Raw genomic sequence first — 21,122 nt, forward strand, 5'->3', positions numbered from 1 at the left:
CGGCGCGGCCCTCACGGCAGCAGGCTGGGCCGGGTGCGCCCGAAGCGCAGCGAATCGAGGATGCAGCCGCAGAGGAACACGCCGAGCTTCGCGAAGGCGCAGAACATCAGGAGCGCAAGGTCCGCGAGGTTCGGGAACATGAGAAACCGGAGGAGGAAGAAGAGGCCGAAGAGTCCCGGGACGACGCAGAGGAAGACGGCGAACTTGAGCGGGTTGTAATAGAGGATGACCTGGGTCATGATCTGCAGCGTGCGCGGGATGTCGCGCAGCCCCCGGACCTTGGAGCGGCCCTTGCGCGCGACGTAGTCGACGGGCACGAAGCGGACGAAGCGCCCGCCCTGCAGGAACGAGAGGGTCATCGTCGTGGAGAGCGAGTAGCCGTAGCAGAGGACCGGCATCGAACGGTCGAGCGCCTCGCGCCGGATGAGGCGCAGGCCGCTGTTCGCGTCGGGGACGCTCTCGCCGGCGACGAAGGAGGCCAGGCGCAGGTACACCCAGCGCATGAACGCGCGCAGCGGGCTCCCCCAGAAGAGCGAGCCCTGCCGGGCCCCGATCACCATGTCGAAGCCGGGGGCGGCCGCCAGAAGTCGGGCGGCGTCCGCGGGCGGATAGGAGCCGTCGGCGTCGATCATCAGCGCCCAGGGGAAGCGGGCGGCGGCGAAGCCGGTGAGCAGCGAGCGGCCGTAGCCGCGGTTGAGGGGATGGCGCAGCACCCGCGCGCCGGCGCCCTCGGCGGCCGCCGCGGTCCCGTCGGTGGAGCCGTCGTCGACGACGAGAAGTTCGAAATCGGAGTCCCGGCGCAGCCCGGCACCCTCGAGCGCCGCGCGCAGGCCCTCGACGACCCCGGCGATGCCGGTCTCCTCGTTGTAGGCGGGGATGACGACGCTGACCTGGAGCTTCTCGTTCGTGCTCATAGACTCATTCTACCCCATTTGGGACGGCCGTCAGCGCAGCTCCTTGAGGACCTTCTCGAAGTCGGCGGCCTTGGACGGGAAGCGGGCGCGGACGACCTTGAGCTCGGACTCGAGGAGAGCGAGGGCCTCGGTCTTGCGTCCCAGGCCGGCGAGGACCCGCGCCTTCGATTCCGCGGCCGGGATGCGGTTGGCTCCGTAGCTCAGCGCGTAGCCCTTCTCGGCGAAAGGCAGGGCGCGCGCGTACTCCTTGCGCCCGAGGAGGTTCTTCCCGTAGCGGAAGGGATAGACGTAATCGGAGGGGTAGGCGGCGATGAGGCGGGGGTAGAGGTCGTCGAGCTCGGCGTCGCGCTTCGCGTTCTCGAGGAAGAAGCGCAGGTTGTCCTCGAGGTTGCGGTCGGAGCCGTAGCCCGCCTTATCGGCGTCGGCGCGCAGGAGCCCCGCGGCCCGCACGAACACCGCGGCGCCCTTCTCCTTGCCGCCGAGCTCCTCCTGGAGCGCGCTCATCATGTAGACCATGCTGCGCAGACCGGCGCAGCGGCGCGCGCGTTCGACGAAGACTCGGCGCTCGGCGATCGCGGCGAGCCGGGCGACGGCCTTCTCGAGCAAGGGCCGGCGCTTCGCCGCGTCGAGCCCCTCGGTCGCGTCGAACGCCTCCTCGGCGTCCGAAGCCAGGCGGCAGTCGTCCTCGACCGCGAGGAGCCCGTCGAAGGCCTTCGCGGCCTCCTCCGGCTTCTTCGCCTCCTTGGCGAGGGTCAGGTCCGTGCGCAGGGAGAAGCGCTGGAAGACGGGGTCCCTGGCCGCCGCGGTCTTGAGCAGGCGGTCGCGCTCGCCGCGCGCCTTCTCCGCCTCGCCGGCGTCCACGTAGGCCGTCAGGCGCGAGAGGTCCTCGGCGGGAGCCCCGCCCGCGATGCGCGAGAGGCGGGAGAGGAAGGCCGGAGCCTCCTCCTCGCCGACGATGCGCCCGAGCTCCCGGCCCTTCGCGTCGGCGACCACGACGGTCGGGAGGAAGCGCACGCCGAAGCGCTCCTTGAGCGCGCGGCCCTCGGCGGTGTCCGCGTCCACGCGCAGGAGGACGAAGCCCTTCGAAGCGGCGGCGAACTCCGGCTTGGCGAACACGTTGCGGTCCATGTAGTAGCAGGCGTAGCACCAGACGGCCTGGAAGTCGACGAGGACCGGCCGCCCCGCCGCGGCGGCGGCCTTGCTCGCGGCGTCCCAATCCGGGAGCCAGGGCAGGCCTTCGCCGGCGGCCGAGGGGACGGCGAGGAGCAGGGAGAGGACGAGCGCGTGCAGGGGGGTTTTCATCAGGACCTCCGGTGCCCTGATTATCTATAATTGCGGCGTGAATCCCAACCTCATCCCGCACCGCAGCCGCTTCTTCATCTTTTTTCTCCCCTTCACGAGCTACATCATCACCAACATCACCGTGGCCTTCGGCTGGATCGTCTTCAAGGTCCTCAACCGGACCATCGCCTTCGGGGTGGAGAACGTCGGGGAGGAGGACAACACGGTCCTGCTCTCCAACCACCAGTCGATGATCGACGGCTTCCTCATCGGCTTCGCGGCGTTCTTCCCCAAATCGCTCATCAAGCCCAAGCTCCTCCCCTGGCACCCCGCCGCCCAGGAGAACTTCTTCGGCAACCCCGTCACCGCCTGGCTCTCCGACAACTGGAAATGCATCCCGGTGCGTGCCGGCCGCAAGGACTTCGGCGCGATGAAGCGCATGGAGCGCGCCCTGCGCAGCGGCATCATGACCGTCTTCCCGGAGGGGACGCGCTCGCGCGACGGCCGCCTCCTCCCCCCGCGAAGCGGCATCGGCTACGTGATGCTCAAGACGAACCCCCGGGCCATCCCCATCTGCATGGACGGCATGGACGAGATGCTCCCGGTGGGCGCCTTCCTTCCCCGGATCTTCCGGACCGTGCTCATCTCCTACGGCAAGCCGGTGGACGTCTCCGAGTTCTGCGCGCTGGAGCACAACCGCGAGAGCGCGAAGGCCTGCATCGAGAAGGTCTTCGTGAGCATCCGCCATCAGCAGAACGTCCTCCGACGCTACCGACGCTACCGCGCCTACCGACTCTCCAAGCTCCCGTTCTACCTCCGCCTCTACAAAGCGTGAAACCCGCGCCCTGAAGGCGCGGGTTTCACGATAACCTGCTTATCCGGAACGGCAGGGATTCCCTATGGGAATTCCTGCTTGATCCTTAATCGAAGAAGAAGCCCTTCTTCTTCTTCGGTTCGGGAGCATCCGGGAGGGCCTCCTCCTTTCGCTCCTCCCCGACCTCGGTCTTCTTCTCGGACCGGGGCTCGTCCCTGGGGGCGGCGCTCGGAGGCGGACCGCCCTTCTTCATCGTCTCCCAGGAGCTCTTGAGTCCCTTGATGGCGAGCTCGTGCTGCTTCTGCTGGTCCGAGCCGAACTGCCGCAGGTCGGCATGCATCCCGGAGAAGAAGGTCTCGAGCGCCTGCTTCTGGGCCTTGTCGAAGGCGAAGATCTGCTGGGACTGATAGCTCTCGTACTTCGCCAGGGTCTGCGCGTAGGAGGAAGGCTCGAGCGTCGCGAGCGTCTCGAAGAGGTTCAGGCGCTGGCGGGCGATGCTGAGCTCGAACTGCCGCCGCTCCCTGTTCATCTTCGCCCAGAAGGCGGCCCAGTCGTCCCCGAGCTTCCGTCCGTAGGCGTCCTGCTCGGCGGCCGAGCGCTTGAGCTCGACGACCCGGTTCTCGACGTAGGCCTTCACCATCCGCCCCTCGGCGCTCTCGAGCGACGGGGTCTCGCGGGCGGCCTCGGGCGTCTCCCGGGACGCGGCGGCGGCCTCGGGCTCGGTCCCCGGCAGCGGAGGAGTCCCCTCGGCGGAGGGCGCGGGCGCCTCGCCGATCTGCGTCTGCTCCCCGGCCGGGACGGCCTTGCGGCGGCGCCGCTTGCGCGGAGCCGGGGTCTCTCCCCCGGGAGGCGTCGAGATGGGCGCGAGCATGGGCTCCGACGCGGGCTTCGGCGCGGGGCTGTCGGCGGGCATCGTGACCGTGCGGGACATGTCGGAGGCGGGAGCGCTCTCGCCCGGGATCTGGGGCTTCGTGTGGCGCGGTCGGCGCCTGGGCCGCGGCGCCTCGGCTCCCGACGCGGAGGAAGAATCGGCTGCCGGGGAAGCCGTCTCCGACGGGCCGTCGGGATTGACCACGGCCTGGTTCGCCTTGGCGCCGGCGGTGACGGCGCCGGCGGCGAGGATGAAAGCGGCGAGATGCAGAGGCAGGTTCTTCATCGGCTCCCTCCCATTAGGAGTACGGGCTGAGTATAGATGAAGAACCGCACGAACGCAATATCAGGGGTGTTTCCGCCGAAACAAGGCGGAAACACCGGGTTTACGAGAAGTCATTCCCGACATCGAGCTTCCAATAAACGGCACCGGAAATCCCCGCTCAGGATTCCCGGCTGGAATGAGAAAATCCCCTGTGAAGGGGATTTTCTCTGTCCGGCCGCCCGAAGGCGGGCGCGGAGACTTTTTTGGGAGTCCCGCCGTGCGGGTTGTCCCACTACTAACTTAGCCCCGGTATCTTGATTTGTCAAGACCTATGGGGATCACGCTTGTGACAGTTCCACACTGTCTCCCCCCTTCGGGGGGAGTCCCGGGGGGAGATCTGCCGTGACGGCGATTCTCCCTCTCCCTGCCCCTCTCCCGATGGGAGAGGGAGCTATGAGGAAAAACAACACTCTTAGACCCAGACGCCGGCGACGGGGGCGGCGCACTTGGGGCAGGCGCCGTGCTTCAGGCGATTGGCGCGCACGAGATAGCCTTCGCGCTCGATGAGCACGGCCCGGCAGGAGGGACAGAGGGTGTTCTCGAGGGCGCCGACCTCCCCGGGCCGGTTCCCGGCGTAAACGAATCGCAGCCCCTCCTCGGCGCCGATCTCGGCGGCCCGCACGAGCGTCCTCGCCGAGGTCTCCCCCGCTCTCGTCTCGCGGTAGTCCTTGTGGAACGCCGTGACGTGCCAGGGGAGGTCGCGACTCAGACGCGAGAGGAAGCGGGCGATCATCCTCAGCTCGACGTCGCTGTCGTTGAAGCCGGGGACCACCAGCGTGACGACCTCGACCCAGACGCCGAAGGAGAGCAGGTCCTCGATGGTGCGCAGCACCGCGGAGAGCTTCCCCCCCAGGACCTCGCGGTAGTGGTCCTCGTCGAAGCACTTGAGGTCCACTTTGTAGAAATCGATGAGGGGCCGCAGATACTCGAGCGACGGGTGCGTCGCGTGCCCGTTGGAGACGAAGGCGCAGCGCAGGCCCTCGGCCTTCGCGCGCCGGAAGACCTCGGCCGCCCACTCCGCGCTGATGAGCGGCTCGTTGTAGGTCGAGACGACGACCGGGCAGCCGCGCTCGCGCGCCTGCACGGCCAGGTCGCCCGCCTCGCACTCGAGCACCGGCGAGCCGGCGAGCGGGTCCTTGAGGACCTGGCTCGTGCGCCAGTTCTGACAGAAGCGGCAGGAGAAGTTGCAGCCGAGCATCCCGAAGGAGAACGCGGAGCTCCCGGGCAGGACATGGAAGAAGGGCTTCTTCTCGATGGGGTCGATCTGCAGGCCGGCCACGTAGCCCGAGGGAGCGAACAGCCGGCCTCCGCGGTTGCAGCGCACGCGGCAGATCCCGGAGCCTCCCTCGGGGATCCGGCACTCGTGCGCGCACGCGCGACAGCGCACCGCGCCGTCCTCGAGCGGCTCGCAGAGCTCGGCGGGTCGGCTCAATCCCTTCATCTCATGGCTCGCGGAAGTGCCGCACGCTGAACGCCCGCAGCTCCGTGCCCGGCTCCTTCCAGGCCCCCTCGCGAAGGCCCGCCTTCTGCCGACAGAGCGTCCCCATGAACTCCTCGCGCTCCGGCAGCTTCTCCCAGACCTGGGGGAGGAACACGCCGCCGCGGCCGCCGCGCGAGACCTCGACGCCGAGCCCCGGGCGGACCTCCTCGGGACGGATGCTCCGCATCGGAGAGAGCACCGAGACCTCCGCACGCAGCGAGCCCAGCTCGTCGGCCCGCACGCCGGGGAAGCGCGGATCCTGCTCGGCCGCGGCCACGGCGAAGCGGCGCACGGCGTCGGCCAGCGTCCCCTGGGGCTCCATCGTCCCGATGCAGCCGCGCAGGAGGCGCTCGCGCCCCTGCTCCCAGGTCACGAAGACCGCGGCGGGGAGGTTGAAGCGCGGGCGCTCGTGGAGCGCCGCCCCCCGCGGGGGCTCTCCGCGCAGATGCCGCTCGAGGCTCTCCCGCGCGAGCGAGGCGAGCGCGCGGCCCTCCTCCTCGCTGAGGCGGCCCAGCGGCCAGCCCTCCTCCGCCTCCCCCCGCAGGAGCAGGGCGGCGCCGTAACCGACCGTGCGCCGCTCGTCGCCGCTCGCCTCCGCCGAGTTCGCGCAGGCCGTCGCGCAGGCCCGCGACGCGCCCATCCGCTTAGCCGCGGAGAGAACGGCAACGGCGGCGGCGAGCCCGCACCAGGCGCAGCGCAGGCCGTTCTCGGCGCGCTCCATGATCATCCGCTCCGAACTCCAGAGGTAGCCGGGGTCGAGGGAGAGGAAGGCCTCCAGCGAGGCCGGGTCCACTTTCCGCGCGGTCGCAAGCGTGGGGTAATGGGAGAGGTCGCTGGAAGCGACGAGCAGCGCCCGCTTCCCTTCGAGGGCGCCCGCGAGGGCCTCCCCATGGCGCTCCGCGTCCTCGAGCGTCCGTGCGGAGGCGACGAGCGGAAGAAGCTCGAAGCGCCCGAGCGCCTTCTGGAGGAACGGAAGCTGCACTTCGAGGGAGTGCTCCTCGGCGTGCGCCTCGTCCCGGACGGAGGCGGCGCGGGAGTCCTTCAGGCGTCGGACGCAGTCCTCGGCCGGAGGGACCGTCCCGAGCGGTGTGCGGAAGGCCGCGGGGGAGGGGAGGAAGAGTCCGGCCTCGGAGGCATAGTGCGCGCTGCCGACCACCGCGACGACGTCGAAGGACGCGCCGACGACGGCCTTGAAGGCGCTGGCCGCGGCCGCGCCGGAGTACTCGTAGCCGGCGTGGGGCGAAAGCAGAGCGACCACCTCCCCCTCGGCGCCCGGCACGGGCGCGCGCGCGAGGAGATGGTCGATCTCCGCCGACAAACGCCCCGGCTCGCCGGGATAGAACTTCCCGGCGGCCGCCGGCTCTCGGATATTCGTTGGGACTCCCCCCCTCCTTATATGTAACCCCGGGAGGGCGGGAAGTCAAGACATGAAGAACGGAAAGTCAGGGTCCCTTGAAGTAGTCCGGCTCGAGGCGGTCCCTCATCTTCTCCCACTCGAAGAAGGGCCGCGCGTTCCCTTTATGCGCGGCGGCCACGGAACTCGTCTTCCATTCCTCGGCCGAGGCGGCCAGCGCGCGCACCGCCTCCCGGTCGAGGACGACGGTCCGCTCCCCGTCGCTGATGACGACGGCGACGAAGTCCTCCGCCGGCGTCGGGGCCCGTGTCAGCGTGTCGCCGTGGACGACCCGGACGGGATCCTTCGCGCTATGGATGAGCACCACGACGCCGGGCTGGCCTTGCGAGACACCGCGGGTGCCGCCGTAGCTCGCGCCCGTCTCGGCGCCGTACGCCCCCCAGACATGAGCGCTCTCGCCGCTCATGCCTCGATACGAGCTCGTCGCCTCGATGCGGCCGCTGAGGAGCATTCCGAGAAAGCCCTTGAGCGTCGTCCCATGCGAGACGACCTCCGACTCCTTGAGGCCCTGGAGCTTCAGCTGGGCGCGGGCGCCGGCGAGCAGGCCGTCCTTGAAGGCCTTCTGGAGATGGACGATCTCATCGGTGCGGCCGTGCGCGTACGCCTCCTTCCCTCGGAGCGCGTTGCCGGAAGGCTTCGCGACGAGCGGGAGCAGGCGTTCCGCGAGCGTCCGGAAGGCGCCCGGCTGAGCGCTCTTCGCGGGGTCCAGCGTCCCCAGGATGTCCATCGGGGAGGCGGGCGCCTGGGCGGGAAGGGTCGGCGCGAACCCGAGCGCCGCGAGGTCGGGGTGCTCGTAGCGCGCGGCGGCGGCCTGGGCGCGCGTGAGGAGGGCTTCCGTCTCCTGCCGGGTGAGGGGAGTGGCGACGTCGTCGATGGGTTTGTCGAGCCCCCGGGCCTTGAGCTCCCGCGCGTACATGTACATGAACAGAAGGTCTTCGGCCTTCTGCTTCGGCGTCCTCCACTCATCCGCGTCGCGGGTGAGCATCCCGGCGTCCATGAACACGACGTCGCCGCGGCGGCGCTGGACGCCGTTGAGGACCTGGTCCTCGGTGAGCAGCATGACCTGTGGAGAATCCTTGCCTCCCCAGCCCGCCCGCCGCAGGAGTTCGATGCCGGCCGCCGCCTGTTCCACCGCCCGCGGCGTGAGGAGTTCGAGCAGCTGCGACGGAGTCAGCTCGGAGGGCTCCTTCCCGCGCACGAGCTCCATCGCGATGGCCGGATTCCCGTCGACGTCGACCTCCCCGATGAAGCGCGGAGCCCAGCCCTTGGGCAGGGCCGCGGACATCGCCCGGCCGGCGACGACCTCCTCGCGCACCAGGCGGAGACGGGCCTCCCAGGTCTGATGCTGCCGGGGCTGGTGGAAGACCTTGACCGCGACTTCGGCGGAGCGGGTCTTCCCGTCCGCCCCTCGGACGCGCAACTCCCCCCGCATCACCGGCCCGGTGGATCCCGTGAAGCTCAGCGGCCCCTTGAGGAGCACGCGGTAGCCCCCCCGCGCCCTCAGGTCTTCGTTGTAGCCCGCCGGCGGCGACTGCAGCTGCACGGTTCGATGAAAGTCCCGCGCATAGGTCTCGGCGAGGGAGGAGAAGACGGCCGAGTTGCCGGCGGAGATCTCGTCGAGAGGTTCCGCCGTCTTGCCCGCGTCGAAGAGGACTCCCGCCTGCGCCCCGGCCTTCTCGGCGTCGGCGTCCGAGCCGCCGCCCGGCTCGCCGAGGGACTCGACGGCCGCGCCCGTCTTCCTCGAGACGTCCTCGAGCTGCTCGCGGACCGTGACGGGGGCAGGAGAGGACGGCTCCGCCTTCACACCCGGGAGGACCTTCGCGGCGGCGGGCTTCCCGCCCCGGAGGACGGGCGGCGTCTCGAGGGAGGCGGCAGGGATGACGGCGGCGGCCTGCGCCGAGGACGCCGCGGCCTTCGGGGCCGGGGCGGGAGCCGCGAGGAGGGACGGCGTCAGGGTCAGCCCGGCGCCGGGGGCGGGGAGAAGAAGGGAGGAGCCGGCGCCCGCGGGGCCGACCACTCCGACGGCACCGGTACCGGCGGGATTGACGGACGGGTTGAGCGGAGGGACCTCGCTGACCGGCCCCGCGAGGGCGGGGAGGGCGGCGAGGAGGACGACGAGGGCGGCTCGGCAGAACGCCGGGAGGGGCATCCGGTTTCTCCGATATAAACTGCTTCCCTAGTGTGTCCCCACGTCCCGGGGATTTCAAGGGGAAACTTTCTTAAAAATAATGCTTGACAAGACGCGGAGTCTTTGCTATTATTTCCTAAGATTCAGCAGTTTCGAACCTGCGACGAGAAATGGCAGGACCGGCCCGCCGAAAGGCGGGTTTCGTGTTTCTAAGCGAGAAGGCCCGCCGAAAGGCGGGCCTTCTCTTTTCTCAGGGACGCCCCCTCAGAAGTTCGCGGTGTTCCACTCCGCCTCGTCCGCTTCGGGCGCGGAGACGACGACGGGGCGTGCGACGACCTTCCGCTTCCAGCGCCCCGTCGCGCAGTACAGCGAGGAGAGGAGCAGCCCGGCGCCCCAGGCGACGGGCACCCCCCACCAGATCCCGTCGGTCCCCATGCGCCGCGAGAGGAACTCGGAGAGCGGGACGCGGATGAGCCAGAGCGCGAGCACCGTGATGATCATCGGGATGAAGGTGTCTCCGGCGCCGCGGAGAACGCCGTTGACCACGAACATCCCCGCGAAGACGACGTAGAAGCACCCCACGATGTGCAGGTAGCGGACGCCGATGGCGACCACGCCGGGGTCGGCGTTGAAGAGGGCGATGAGGCGCGGGGCGAAGAGGACCACGATGAGCGTCGTCGTCAGCGAGATCACCGCGGCGATGCGAAGCGCGGCGAAGAGTCCCTGGCGCACGCGCTCGGGCTTGCCCGCCCCGAGGTTCTGCCCGACGAAGGTCGAGACCGCCGCCGAGAGGTTCATCGCCGGCATGGAGGCGAAGGCGTCGAGCCGGCCGGCGGCGGTGAAGGCCGCGATGGCGTCGGTGCCGAAGCCGTTGACGATGCGGGTCAGCGCCATCATGCCCGTCGCCACGGCCACCTGCTGGAAGCCGGTGGGTATCCCGATGAGGAGGCTCTTCCGGAAGATCTCCCGGTCGAAGATCAGCCCGCGCAGGCGGAAGCGCAGCACCGCGTGCGTGCGGTTGAGGTAGGCGACGCAGAGCAGGAAGGCCGCGGCCTGCGCGAGCACCGAGGCCCAGGCCGAGCCGGCGACGCCCCAGCCGAAGACCGCGACGAAGACCAGCGCGAGGATCGCGTTGAGGATCGACGAGAAGATCAGGAAGTAGAGGGGCGTCTTCGAGTCTCCGAGCCCGCGCAGGATGGCGCTCACCGAGCTGTAGCCGAAGAGAAAGATCATCCCCGCGAAGGTGATGCGCAGGAACAGCACGGCCGGGGCCAGGACGTCGGCGGGGGTCCGCAGCAGGCGCAGGACGGGCTCGGTCACGGCGAGCCCGACGGCGGTGATGGCCAGCGAGGCGAAGAAGAGGAAGACGTAGCTCGTGTCGATGGCGCGCCGGACCCGGACCATGTCCTTGGCCCCGTAGTACTGCGCGATGAGGATGGAGAAGCCCATCGTCACGCCGATGGTCAGCGCGACGAGGAGGAAGAGCACCGGGAAGCTCGCGCCCACCGCGGCCAGCGCCGCTTTGCCCACGAAGCGGCCGACGATGACGCTGTCGATGACGTTGTAGGACTGCTGGAAGACGTTCCCGATGAGCATCGGGACCGTGAAGTTCCAGATGAGCTTCGCTTCGTCGCCTTCGGTGAGGTCCTTCATGGGGCGGGCGCTTCATGATACCATTCGCCGCGGACCCCTACCGCCCCCGGGCCTTTTCGGCTATCCTATTCGCAGCAAGAGCACGGAGCACGGAGCACGGACCATGGCCGCCGCCCCATCCAGCATCCTCTTCGTCGACGACGACGAGAGTCTCCTCGAACTCTGCGACCTCGCCCTGCGCGACGAGGGTTATGAGATCGTCCTCGCCCCCCACGGCGACGCCGCGCTCGAGCTCCTCGCGAAGCGGGCCTTCGACCTCGTCGTCACCGACCTCTCGATGCCGGGCAAGACCGACGGCCACGGCGTCGTCCTGGCGGTGAAGACGCGCTATCCCTCCACCGAGGTCATCGTGATGACCGGCGTGCCGACCCTGCGCACGGCCATCGACACCCTCAAGGACGGCGCCTACGACTACATCACCAAACCCCTGCACATCGAGGGGATGAAGGCCACCCTGCGCCGCTGCCTCGACCACCGCCGCCTGCGCCATGACCTCAACAGCGAACAGGAGATGCGCCGCGAGCTCGAGACGACCTACCGCGAACTCCAGAAGGTCGAGGAGCTCAAGGCGGGCTTCCTCTCGCGCATCAGCCACGAGATCCGCACGCCGCTCCACCAGCTGGGACTGGCCCTGAAGTCGGCGGAGGAGGCCGCCGCCGCGTCCGCCGGAGCGGAGGGAGAGCGCCTGCGCAGCTCCATCGACCTCTCGAAGAAGGGCGCCGCGCGGCTGGACCGGACGCTCGCCGAGCTGCTGGCGTTCGTGGACCTCCAGCAGGGGATGACCCTCGCGGCGCACGAGCCGGTGGACCTCGCCGCGCTCTGCCGGGACGCCGCGGAGCATCTGCGTCCGGTGTGGGAGCCCCTGCGCCTCGAGGTGCGCATCGGCTTCCCTCCCGGGACCGGGACCGTCGAAGGCGATCCGACGATGCTCCGCACCGCCTTCATGCACCTCCTCCACAACGCGATGGTCTTCAACCGCGAAGGAGGCCGCGTGGACGTGTGCGGCCGGACGCACCCGGGCTCCCTGGAGGTGACCGTGAGCGACACCGGGGAGGGCATCCCCGAGTCCGAGTTCAAGCACCTCTTCGACAGCTTCTATCAGATCGCGAACTACCTGACCCGGAAGGTCCAGGGCCTCGGCCTCGGGCTGGCCATCACGCGCCGCATCGTCGAGGCCCACGGAGGAGAGATCGGGGTCTCGAGCCAGGCCGGGAAGGGAACGACCTTTCGCGTCCTCCTCCCGCTCCCCGCGTCCGCCCCGCCGCACCCGGAGGCCTCATGAAGACGCTCGCCGCCGCTCTTATCCTCCTTCTCGGAGCATCCTCCGCGCACGCCGCCGGCGCCTCGCGCACGGACCCCCGCAGCGGCGCCTGTGGGAAGCTCACGGGCGCCGCACGGAGTTCCTGCCTCAAAGGGGGCCCGTCCGCGAGCGACGCTCCAGCCAAGCCCGCGAGCCGCAAGCGCCGGCTTTCCAGCACCTACGAAGGGCCCATCGGAGCCAACGACCTCCCCGGCGAGGTCGTCCCGGCCGCACGGAAGGCTCCCGCCGCCGCGGGCGCGCAGTTCTCGCCTCCCGCCGCCGCCGCCCCGGCTCTGAGCGCCGCGGCCGACGCGTCCGCGTGCCTGAAGATCGCCTCCCTCGTCGAGAAGTCCGAATGCCTCAAGAAGGTCCCGGGAGCGTCCGGCGGCGCGAGCGCGGGAGCGACGGGCGCGGCCGGAGGGTTCTCGGGGGCGACCGGCGGGGCGGGAGCGGCCTCGGGCTACACCGGCGCGGCGGGCGGCTTCACGGGAGCGACCGGAGGGACCGGCGCGACCGGCGCCTCGTCGGGAGCGAAGAGCGGGGGGTCGTCGCAGCAGGCCTCGGAGGACACGCCGTCCCCGACCCTCCCTCCGCCGGACCTCCCCCAGGACCCGGTCGACCCCAACCGCTACAAGATCTCCATCCCGGAATCCGACTCCGGCCACCGCGTGCGCTGACCTCCCCTCGAAATGAGAAGGGAGGGCCGGGTTCCCGGCCCTCCCTTTCTCTTTCTCAGCGAAGACTACTTCGCGGGAGCGTAGACCTTCACGCGCCCGTTCTCGTCGACGCTCAAGGCGCCGAGGCGCTTGAGCTCCTCGAGCACGGCCTCGGGCGTGTGGGCCGAGGAGGCGCGGTTCTTGATGTCGTTGAGCAGCGTCTTGAGCCGGCCGGGCGGGTCCTTCACGCTCGCCAGGCGCCGGGCGTAGGTCGCGGCGACCTCGGCGAGGCTCCGCCCGGAGGCGGAGGACGCCGGAGCCGCGGGCGCGGCCGGAGCCGCGGCGGGCTTGGCGCGCGATGCGCCGCGCCGTCCGCGTCCGCCCGAGCGTCGCGAAGACGAAGCGGCGCGCGGCGCGGCGGCCGTCTTGCGGCGGCCCCGCTCTCCCCGTTCGGGATGCGAGGTCCACAGCAGCGTCTGACGGCCGATGCGCTGGAGCTCCTGCGCCATCGCGGCGAGGCTCTTGTCGTGGGTGACGAGGGTGAAGGGTACGTGCAGCGGCAGGGAGGCGTGCAGCAGGCCTGCGTGCAGGGACATGACGAAGTCGGCGGCGTTCTTCCCGCCCTTCGGCGAGGTCACCCCGACGCACAACGGCAGCGCGCCGACGACTTTCTCCAGGCCGCGGGGCATGGAGGCCTCGGGGCGCAGGAACACGCGGACCACGGTGCTCGGGGTCAGCGGGAAGTCCGGCGGCAGATGCGGATCGTTGTCTCCGTCGATGAGGAGGACGGAGTCCACCAGCGCGCCTTCGGCGCCCTGGGTGCTTCTTGCGATTTGCGGATTCATGATGCGATACACTCCTTTACGACCGTCCTTGTGACGGTCCTTGTGTTGGATTTCGGGTATGATACCATTCGTTGGACGGATTACCAGCCTTCATGAAACAAAAACGCCATCGCCGCCGCGCCCCCTCCTCCCTCGCCGCCCCCACACAGCGGGAGGTCGCCGCCGCCTTCCGGTCCCTCGATTCCCGCGCGATGGGGCCGGTCTACTGCGACGAGGGAGGGGCGGCCTTCTGGCGCGCCCTCCGGGCGCCCTGCCGCCGCATGAGCGAGCGGCTCGCCGCGGCGCTGCGCGCGCGCCTGCGCCCCGGCGGCCGCAGCCTCTACGCCGGGGCCGGCGTCGCCGAGATCGCGCCTCTGGCGATGGAGGCCCTGGAACTGGAGCGGGAGGTGGAGCCCTTCAACCTGCGCCGCGCCGAAGTCCGCTTCCTCGCGCGTGCCTGCCGCTCGCTGCCCTTCTCCTTCCGGGCCGAGGATGCCCGCCGCGCGCGCGGGCGCTTCGACCATCTCTGGCTCGTCAGCGTGCTCAACGACCCGGAGCAGGTCCCCGAACTCTCGGCGCTGTCCTACGGGAGGGCCAACCCCGTCCTCTTCTCGCCGGGGCGCTTCGCGGCCGAGCGCCGAGAGACCCGCGCGCTGGCGGACGCGCTCCTGCGCAAGCTGTTCCTGCCCGCGCTGGTGACGACCTCGGTGGAGGAGCTGGTCTGGGTGGCCGAGTGGTGCGAGAAGCGCCGGGTCCCCTTCCGCGTCGAGGACGAGGAGTATCCCACCGCCCTGGTGGGAGACCCCGTCCGCTTCGTCCGCCTCGGTTAGTCCGAAGAGTCCGACGCTCCCCGAGCCGCCTCAGCCCTGAGGGCCCTTGAGGCGTCCGCCCGCCCGATGAAGACGCAGGCGGAGATAGGCCGCGTAGAACACGACGGACAGCACGGATAGGACGGCGGCGGCGACGACGAGTCCCCGGACGGGCGGAAGGAGGTCGAAGAGGACGCCGAAGAGAGCGCCCGCGACCATGAGGACCCCGAGTCCCACCGCGTCGAGGAAGGCGATGGCTTTGCCCGCGGAGGCGTCGGGCAGGCGCGACTGAAGGTGGGACGTCACGCTGATCTTGTTGGTCGCGTAGCTCAGCCCCATGAGGAAGATCGCCGGCAGGACCGACCAGAGCGTCCCGGCGGCGAAGGCCCAGATTCCCAGGGCGGTCAGGGCCATGGTGCGGATCCAGACGAGCGAATTCGCGTTCTTGGCGATCGCCGCCGACAGCTTCGGACTCAGAAGCAGCGTCGCGCCCGCGAGCTCCCCCAGGTTCGAGAGCCCTGAGATCCAGGCCGAATACGCCGACGCATGCAGCACGCTCTTCGCGAAGATCGGGGCCATCATCAGCTTGACGATGCGGTGGAGCAGCATGGGTCCGACGAGCATGACGCCCAGCCAGCGCCGCTCCCGGTCGTCCATCATGATGCGGGCGCCTTCCTTGAGCTCGGCGAGGCCCTCCCGGACCAGGGTCCGGAAGGACGGGCTCTCCGGCAGCTCCTCCTCGGCGGCGGGATCGATCTTCAGCCGCGAGAACGCCCATGCCGACAGGAGGAATGCCGGCGGGGTGACCGCGAGGCCGGCGACGACCCCGAACAGCCCGATGAGCAGACCGACCAGGGCCGGCGCGAGGATCCCCGCGCCCTGATAGCTCAGGTAGACGTTGGCGTTGAAGCGTTCCAGTCCGTCCTGGTCCGGACCCATCAGGAGGACCGGGAAGGTGTCCAAGGCCGTGACCGCGACCCCCTGCGCCGCGCCGGCGAGGGCGTACAGAGGAAGGAGGACCCCCAAGTGCGGGGTGCCGAGGGTCAGCAGCGCGATGATGCCCGAGACCGCGGCCGCCTCGGCGAGCAGGGCCCCGCCCATGACTTTCTGCACGGGCGCGCGATCGATGAGGCCGCCGGAGCCCATGGTCGTCGCGGTCATGCTGAGCGTCCAGACCGCGGCCGCCGTCACCATCAGCGTCGCGCCGCCGAAGAAGTTCAGGATGATGAGCGGCATGGCGATGCTCAGCGACTCCATCCCGAACTTGTAGAACGCCGTGCCGAGCATGGCTTTGCGCAGCGCTTCGGGCCGGGCCGCCGGCGGCGGGAGCGGCCGGCGGGGCGCCGCCGGCCCCTCCGACCCGTCCAGTCGCAGGAGCTCGACGGTTCCCGCCGGAACGGCCGCGGAGACCGGGTCCTCGACGACCCCCAGCCGGGCGGCGCCGTCGAAAAGCCGGCGCAGCGCATCGACCTGCTCGGAGGAGGACGCGTCGGCTCCCCCCCCGCCTCGGGAAACGCCCGCGTGGACCTTGGACAACTCCGCATACACGCCGCTCGCCGCGGAGAAGACGGAGGGCTCCTTGTCCGGGGAGACCGGCCCAGGAAGAACGGCCGCGGGAACGCGGACGACCGCCGCCGCCTTGCGGGCGACCGGGAGGGCACTCTCCGCCGCGGCCGGCGTCCCGGGTCGGAAGGCCATCGGGAGAACAGCCGCGCCGGGAGCCGGCTTCGGCGTCGGGAGCGCGACGAGCATCCCCCCCGGAGAAACGTCCAGGACGCCGATGCCGGGCGGGACACCCTGCGGGCCGACGACGGAAAGGGCGCCCGCGGTCAGGACGACGGAGGGAGGCAGCACGGACGCCTGCGCGGACGCCCCTGCGGCGACGACGACGGCTGCAGCCGCCGGAGGCCAGCAGGAGGCGAGCAGCAGGAACGCCGCGAGAATCCTCGTCACGATGAACTCACCCTCCGCGATCTTCATCCCGGCGGATCCCGTCCGCCTGCTTCAGATGATGCCAGAGGCTTCCGCTTCCCGCATGATTCATGGGGGCACTCCACGCGGATCTTAAGCACTAAGCGGAAAGGTTCCGGCATGAACTCCTTTGGGAACCATCCGTTCCCGGGAACGCACCCCTCCGGCCAAAAGGCCCATGCCGACCGGCCGCTCCTGCGGTATAATCGGGAGGATGAGATCCGCGCTGCCGCTCCTCCTCGCCCTCCTCGCCTTGTCCGCGCGGGCGGAGCCGCCCGCCGCGTTCGAACTCAAGGGCGGCGCCAAGGCCGAAGAGTCCCTGCGCCGCTTCATCGGTTCCGACCCGGCCGTCCAGGCCCGTCTCGCCGACGCGTCCGCGCGTTCCCAGGCGATGACCGAGGAGCTGCGCTCCTCCGACCTGCGCGACGCGCTCGCGGAGGGCCGTCCCGAGGTCGTCGAACAGCCTCCGGCCGACGCGTCCGGAGAGGAGCGCGCGGCCTTCCTCGAGGGTCTGCCCGGCATGCGAGCCCTGCCGGGCTCCGCCTGCCGCTCCCTGGCCGACTGCGCGACTCCCGAGATGAGCGTCGAAGTGACGGAGGGCCGCTGGCTTCCCGACGCTCTTCGACGATTGATCCGGCCCTGGATGCTGCTGCAGCGGGCCCGCCGCTCCTCGCTGGAGCTCTCCCCCCGCGCAGAGGGCGACGCGGTCCTGGCGATGAAGCTGCGGGGGATCGACGCGCCGCCGATGACTCTGCAGGTGACGCCCAGCCCCCTGGGCGGCTTCACGGTCGGCTTCGCACGGCCGGAAGGACTCGCCGACCTCTACGCCCGCGAACGCGCCGCCGCCCTCAAGCGCTGACGCAGCCCCTCAAGAGACGACTCGTCGGACCCGCGGGACTTCAGTACGTGGTCCAGACGCCGCCCTTCGTGTCGGTGTGGGTGCAGTTGAGGTAGACCTTCCCGTAGTTGGCGTCGCTCGCCACGTCGTCGAAGATCCAATTGCCGAAGTCGCTGACCAGCGAGCTGACGCGGTAGATCTGTTCGCTCGTAGTGGAAGGATGGTAGCCGGGGGAATAGGCGGGAGGGAGGGCCCCGAGATACTTCCCGTTCTCGGTCAGGGCATGGAGATAGTCGGGATACTGGCCCTCCATGTCGCCGTAATAGATGCTCAGCGCGCTGCGCAGGGCTCCGAGGTTTCCCTTCGTCGCGCCCTCTCGGGATTTGCGGATGAGCTCGGCGAACTTCGGTATGGCGACGGCGGCGAGGATCCCGATGATGGCGACCACGATCATGAGCTCGATGAGCGTGAAGCCGCCCCTGCGCAGGCGCGTCGCCACGGCCGGCCGGAGGCCGCCTCGGGCCTCTCCCGTCACGATCAGACGATCTCCGCGAGGAGCTCGGGACGCGGCTGGGGGATGACGACCTTCTGCGCGAGCAGGCCCTTCTCTCCGGCGCTCGTCGCGGCGACCATCGCGGCCGTCTCGACGTCGGCGACGCTGCCGGTGAAGGTCACGAAGGCCTTGCCGCCGAGCGCCATCGCCAGGCGCACCTCGATGAGCTTCACGCCCGCGGACTTCACGGCGGCGTCGGCCGCCTCGACACAGGAGGCGACGGAGAAGGTCTCGACGATGCCGAGGGCCTCGAGCTTCCCGACGGGGACGGCGCCCGTCATCGCGGGGAAGACCTCGGGATGGACGTTGGGGATGAGAAAATGGTCGACGTGGGCTTCCTGAGCGGCCGCGACGCCCGCCTCGACGCTCGCCCGGACGTCGCCGACGTCTCCGGCCACGAGGACGACGTATTTGCCCGGACAGACGGTGCGCGCGAGGACGACCTCGACCGCCGCCGCCTTGAGCATGGCGTCGGTGCACTGGAAGCCCTTGGCCATGCTGCTCAGCTCGACGCCGCCGACGGCGTTCTTCATGCGCTCCTCCGGATCTCCACATAGTCGCCCACGACGCCGACGACGCCGGAGACGCTCGCGTGGACGGGGACGCCGAGCTTCTCCTCCGGGACCTCGCCGATCACGGCGCCGCGCTCGACGCGGTCGCCGACCTTGACCGTCGGGACCGCGGGGACCCCGACGTGCTGCTTGAGGAGGATGCGCACGCTCGCGGGCTCGAAGGGCGTCTCGAGCAGCGGCGCGTCGGCCTTGTAGTCGCAGAGGCCGAGGCGCTTCATGAGCTGCGACACGGGGGTCTTGCGGAAGGCGTACATCGAGTGGCGCCGGACCGGACGGCCGGCGTCGAGCGCCGAGCCCTTCCAGGCGACCTTCTGCTCGGCGAGGTCGCGCTTGGCCGAGCCGCAGACCTTCCCGGGCGCGAGGCCCTCGGGGCAGGAGTAGAGCGTGCAGAGCTGGCACTCGCAGCAGAGCAGCGCCCACGGGTTCCAGGTCTTCCGGTCGCCGCGGGAGAAGAGCAGGCCGCGCATGACCCTGTGGGGCTGGACGTCGTAGCCGAGCAGGTAGCGGGGGCAGAGCTCGGTGCAGAGCGAGCACTGGTCGCAGGCCGACTTGCCGACGCGATCGTCGGTCGAGCGGGGCGCGCCCTTGCGCCGCACGAGCGGATGCGCGGCGGGCAAGACGATGAGCCCGGCGCTCGTCTTCGTCAGCGGCTTCGAGAAGTCGGTCTCGACGCGGCCCATCATCGCGCCGCCGTCGAGGACGGCGGGGTCCCTGACCGTCGGCCCGCCGGCCAGAGCGAGCGCCTCGGACATCGCCGTGCCCACGGGCAGGCGCAGCGTGCAGGGCTTCTTCACGGCGCCCGTGACGGTGAGGAAGGTGTCCGTGACCGGCGACCGGTCCGCCCGGGCCATGTTGTAGAGGGTCTCGACGTTGTTCACCACGACGCCGACCTGGCCGGGCAGACCGCCGGGCGGGATGAGCCGGCCGGTCGCCTCGTGCACGAGCGTGAACTCGTCGCCGGCGGGGTAGAAGTCCCCGAGCCGCTTCACCGAGATCCCGGGACGCCCCTTCACGGCGGCCTCGAGCTTCGCGACGAGCGCGGCGTGCTTCTCCTTGACGGCGACGATCCCCGCCTTCGCGCCGACCGCGCGCATGAGGAGCTCGAGGCCCGTGAGGACCTCGTCGCCGTGCCGAGCGAGGAGCTCCTGGTCCTTCTGGAGCAGGGGCTCGCACTCGGCGCCGTTGACCACCGCGGTGTCGGCCGCGCCGGAGGCCTTCACGTAGGAGGGGAAGCCCGCTCCGCCCGCCCCGACGACGCCGGCGCGTCGGATGCGGCGCGCGAACTCCCGGGAGAAGTCGCTCATGCCGCCCCATTGTATCAAGATACGGCCCCCGCGCCGCTCCCCGCGGCCGGTTGCGCGCCCTCCCCTCGCTCTAGTATCCTAGACATATGCCGTCGAGCACCCTCGACATCCTCTACCGCTTCACCCTCTCGGACGGGAAGAAGCGCGACTTCCAGGTCCGCCTCGACCGCGCGAGCCTGCGCCTGCTCGCGCACCCGCGCGAGCGCTGGCCCGACTGGACGAAGCTCTCCTTCATGCAGTGCCCCAACTGCCCGCTGGAGGAAGGCTCGCACCCGCGCTGTCCCGTCGCGGCGAACCTCACCGACATCGTCGAGGAGTTCAAGGACTTCACCTCCACGGAGAAGGCCCTCATCGAGATCGTCTCGGAGACGCGCACGACCTCCCGCCACTCCACGCTCGCCGAGGGACTCTCCTCCCTCATCGGCATCTACATGACGACGAGCGGCTGCCCGCACCTCGACAAGCTCCGCCCCAACGTGCTCCAGCACCTCCCCTTCGCCACGGCCGAGGAGACCCTCTTCCGCACCTTCGCGATGTACCTGCTCGCGCAGTTCCTCCAGGAGCGCCGCGGAGGGAAGCCCGACTGGAAGCTCGAGCGCTTCAAGGAGATGATCGACGCCGTCTGCGTCGTCAACCGGAAGTTCTGCGAGCGCCTCTACGGGACCTGCATCAAGGACGTGCACGTCAACGCCGTCGTGCACCTCAACTGCTTCGCGGAGATCTCCGTCGGCGCGCTCTCCCCCCGCTCCAAGCGCCTCGACGAGCTCGCCCAGGCCTTCGAGGCCTACCTGCCCGAAGACATCACCATCGACTGAGGCCCCATGACGATGAAGACGCGCAAGCGCTCCGCCTCCCGCACCCCGAACAAGCCGGCCGACGGCGCCACCGGCACCTACCGCTTCGACCCGAAGCTCGGGAAAGTCGTGAAGGTCTCCTCGAAGGTCCCCTCGGTCGCCTCGAAATCGGGCGACAAGCCGGCCTGCGGGGACGCCTCCTCCCCCTGCGCAAGCGACGGCTGCGGCATGGGCGGCTGTGGGATGGGCGGCGGTTTCTAGCCCCCCCGCGAACTTTTCGAGCCCCCGTCCGTATGAGAGGTGGTAGACGAAAACCGCTCGCCGGAAGGCGGGCAAGCCGTAGAAATGGAGAGAACACTAACATGAAGAAGATGCTCGTTGCCCTCCTCGCCCTCGCGATCGCCCCGGCCCTCGTTTTCGCGCAGGCCCCGGCGCCGGCTCCGCAGCAGCCGGCCGCCCCGGCCGCTCCGGCCGCTCCGAAGGCGGAGAAGAAGGCGAAGAAGCCCGCGAAGAAGGCCGCCAAGAAGGCCGCGAAGAAGGCTGAGAAGGCCGCTCCGGCCCCGGCCCCCGCTCCGGCCCCGGCGAAATAAGCCGGCCTCTGCCCCCTCGGGGGTAGAAACAA

Annotated in this window: 20 protein-coding genes; 8 read left to right on the plus strand and 12 right to left on the minus strand. The window is 70.2% G+C overall.

Going from position 1 to position 21,122, the window contains the following annotated elements; genetic code table 11:
- Positions 1–11: 11 nt before the first annotated feature.
- Positions 12–914, minus strand: a complete 903-nt coding sequence (locus tag WC969_01515) for a glycosyltransferase family 2 protein (GenBank protein ID MFA6028509.1) — start codon at positions 912–914, stop codon at positions 12–14.
- Between the two features lie 30 nt (positions 915–944).
- The gene (locus WC969_01520; protein MFA6028510.1) at positions 945–2,216 is read right to left on the minus strand and encodes a thioredoxin family protein; all 1,272 of its coding nucleotides are present in this window, start codon (positions 2,214–2,216) and stop codon (positions 945–947) included.
- A 37-nt stretch (positions 2,217–2,253) separates the two neighbouring features.
- Between WC969_01520 and WC969_01525 the strand changes: the two genes are divergently transcribed.
- Positions 2,254–3,030 (plus strand): lysophospholipid acyltransferase family protein, encoded by a 777-nt coding sequence (locus WC969_01525; protein ID MFA6028511.1) that lies wholly within the window; start codon positions 2,254–2,256, stop codon positions 3,028–3,030.
- An 85-nt stretch (positions 3,031–3,115) separates the two neighbouring features.
- On the opposite strand, the gene WC969_01530 is transcribed toward WC969_01525, so the two are convergent.
- The 5 genes from WC969_01530 to WC969_01550 all read right to left on the minus strand — a co-directional run bounded on the left by WC969_01530 (position 3,116) and on the right by WC969_01550 (position 10,879).
- Positions 3,116–4,165 (minus strand): hypothetical protein, encoded by a 1,050-nt coding sequence (locus tag WC969_01530; protein MFA6028512.1) that lies wholly within the window; start codon positions 4,163–4,165, stop codon positions 3,116–3,118.
- Positions 4,166–4,616: 451 nt separating this feature from the next.
- Entirely contained in the window at positions 4,617–5,636 is a 1,020-nt protein-coding gene (amrS, locus tag WC969_01535) for an AmmeMemoRadiSam system radical SAM enzyme (GenBank protein ID MFA6028513.1), read from the minus strand.
- Positions 5,637–5,646: 10 nt separating this feature from the next.
- Positions 5,647–7,080, minus strand: a complete 1,434-nt coding sequence (gene amrB / locus WC969_01540; protein MFA6028514.1) for an AmmeMemoRadiSam system protein B — start codon at positions 7,078–7,080, stop codon at positions 5,647–5,649.
- 46 nt (positions 7,081–7,126) lie between these two features.
- Positions 7,127–9,247 (minus strand): hypothetical protein, encoded by a 2,121-nt coding sequence (locus WC969_01545; protein MFA6028515.1) that lies wholly within the window; start codon positions 9,245–9,247, stop codon positions 7,127–7,129.
- Positions 9,248–9,490: 243 nt separating this feature from the next.
- Positions 9,491–10,879, minus strand: coding sequence for an MATE family efflux transporter (locus WC969_01550; GenBank protein ID MFA6028516.1), 1,389 nt, complete (start codon positions 10,877–10,879; stop codon positions 9,491–9,493).
- A 103-nt stretch (positions 10,880–10,982) separates the two neighbouring features.
- Here WC969_01550 and WC969_01555 point away from each other — a divergent pair, with 103 nt between their 5' ends.
- The gene (locus WC969_01555) at positions 10,983–12,161 is read left to right on the plus strand and encodes an ATP-binding protein (protein ID MFA6028517.1); all 1,179 of its coding nucleotides are present in this window, start codon (positions 10,983–10,985) and stop codon (positions 12,159–12,161) included.
- Positions 12,158–12,856, plus strand: a complete 699-nt coding sequence (locus WC969_01560; GenBank protein ID MFA6028518.1) for a hypothetical protein — start codon at positions 12,158–12,160, stop codon at positions 12,854–12,856. The genes WC969_01555 and WC969_01560 overlap by 4 nt, the downstream gene beginning before the upstream one ends.
- A 65-nt stretch (positions 12,857–12,921) precedes the next feature.
- Here the strand turns inward: WC969_01560 and WC969_01565 are convergent, their stop codons facing one another.
- Positions 12,922–13,680 carry a hypothetical protein gene (locus tag WC969_01565; protein ID MFA6028519.1) on the minus strand — a complete coding sequence of 253 codons (759 nt, stop codon included), beginning with the start codon at positions 13,678–13,680 and terminating at the stop codon, positions 12,922–12,924.
- A gap of 92 nt (positions 13,681–13,772) precedes the next feature.
- On the opposite strand from WC969_01565, the gene WC969_01570 reads away from it, so the two are divergent.
- A complete protein-coding gene (locus tag WC969_01570) occupies positions 13,773–14,489 on the plus strand; it encodes a hypothetical protein (GenBank protein MFA6028520.1) in 717 nt (238 codons plus the stop codon).
- A gap of 30 nt (positions 14,490–14,519) precedes the next feature.
- Here the strand turns inward: WC969_01570 and WC969_01575 are convergent, their stop codons facing one another.
- Complete coding sequence (locus WC969_01575) at positions 14,520–16,448, minus strand: MFS transporter (GenBank protein MFA6028521.1); 1,929 nt, start codon at positions 16,446–16,448, stop codon at positions 14,520–14,522.
- A 205-nt stretch (positions 16,449–16,653) separates the two neighbouring features.
- Between WC969_01575 and WC969_01580 the strand changes: the two genes are divergently transcribed.
- The gene (locus tag WC969_01580; protein ID MFA6028522.1) at positions 16,654–17,298 is read left to right on the plus strand and encodes a hypothetical protein; all 645 of its coding nucleotides are present in this window, start codon (positions 16,654–16,656) and stop codon (positions 17,296–17,298) included.
- Between the two features lie 40 nt (positions 17,299–17,338).
- On the opposite strand, the gene WC969_01585 is transcribed toward WC969_01580, so the two are convergent.
- From WC969_01585 to WC969_01595, 3 genes are read right to left on the minus strand one after another with little or no spacing between them, the layout of a single operon-like run.
- The gene (locus tag WC969_01585) at positions 17,339–17,812 is read right to left on the minus strand and encodes a type II secretion system protein (GenBank protein ID MFA6028523.1); all 474 of its coding nucleotides are present in this window, start codon (positions 17,810–17,812) and stop codon (positions 17,339–17,341) included.
- Positions 17,813–17,814: 2 nt separating this feature from the next.
- On the minus strand, positions 17,815–18,363 hold the full coding sequence (locus WC969_01590; GenBank protein MFA6028524.1) for a BMC domain-containing protein: 549 nt from the start codon (positions 18,361–18,363) through the stop codon (positions 17,815–17,817).
- A complete protein-coding gene (locus tag WC969_01595; protein ID MFA6028525.1) occupies positions 18,360–19,706 on the minus strand; it encodes a 4Fe-4S dicluster domain-containing protein in 1,347 nt (448 codons plus the stop codon). The genes WC969_01590 and WC969_01595 overlap by 4 nt, the downstream gene beginning before the upstream one ends.
- A gap of 86 nt (positions 19,707–19,792) precedes the next feature.
- On the opposite strand from WC969_01595, the gene WC969_01600 reads away from it, so the two are divergent.
- From WC969_01600 to WC969_01610, 3 genes are all read left to right on the plus strand, one after another.
- The gene (locus WC969_01600; GenBank protein ID MFA6028526.1) at positions 19,793–20,521 is read left to right on the plus strand and encodes a hypothetical protein; all 729 of its coding nucleotides are present in this window, start codon (positions 19,793–19,795) and stop codon (positions 20,519–20,521) included.
- A 6-nt stretch (positions 20,522–20,527) separates the two neighbouring features.
- Positions 20,528–20,761: a hypothetical protein gene (locus WC969_01605; protein ID MFA6028527.1), complete on the plus strand. Its 234-nt coding sequence runs from the start codon at positions 20,528–20,530 to the stop codon at positions 20,759–20,761.
- Between the two features lie 101 nt (positions 20,762–20,862).
- The gene (locus tag WC969_01610; GenBank protein ID MFA6028528.1) at positions 20,863–21,090 is read left to right on the plus strand and encodes a hypothetical protein; all 228 of its coding nucleotides are present in this window, start codon (positions 20,863–20,865) and stop codon (positions 21,088–21,090) included.
- Positions 21,091–21,122 lie beyond the last annotated feature (32 nt).

The sequence above is a fragment of the Elusimicrobiota bacterium genome (genome assembly GCA_041660925.1).
Lineage (GTDB): Bacteria > Elusimicrobiota > Elusimicrobia > UBA1565 > UBA1565 > JBAZUV01.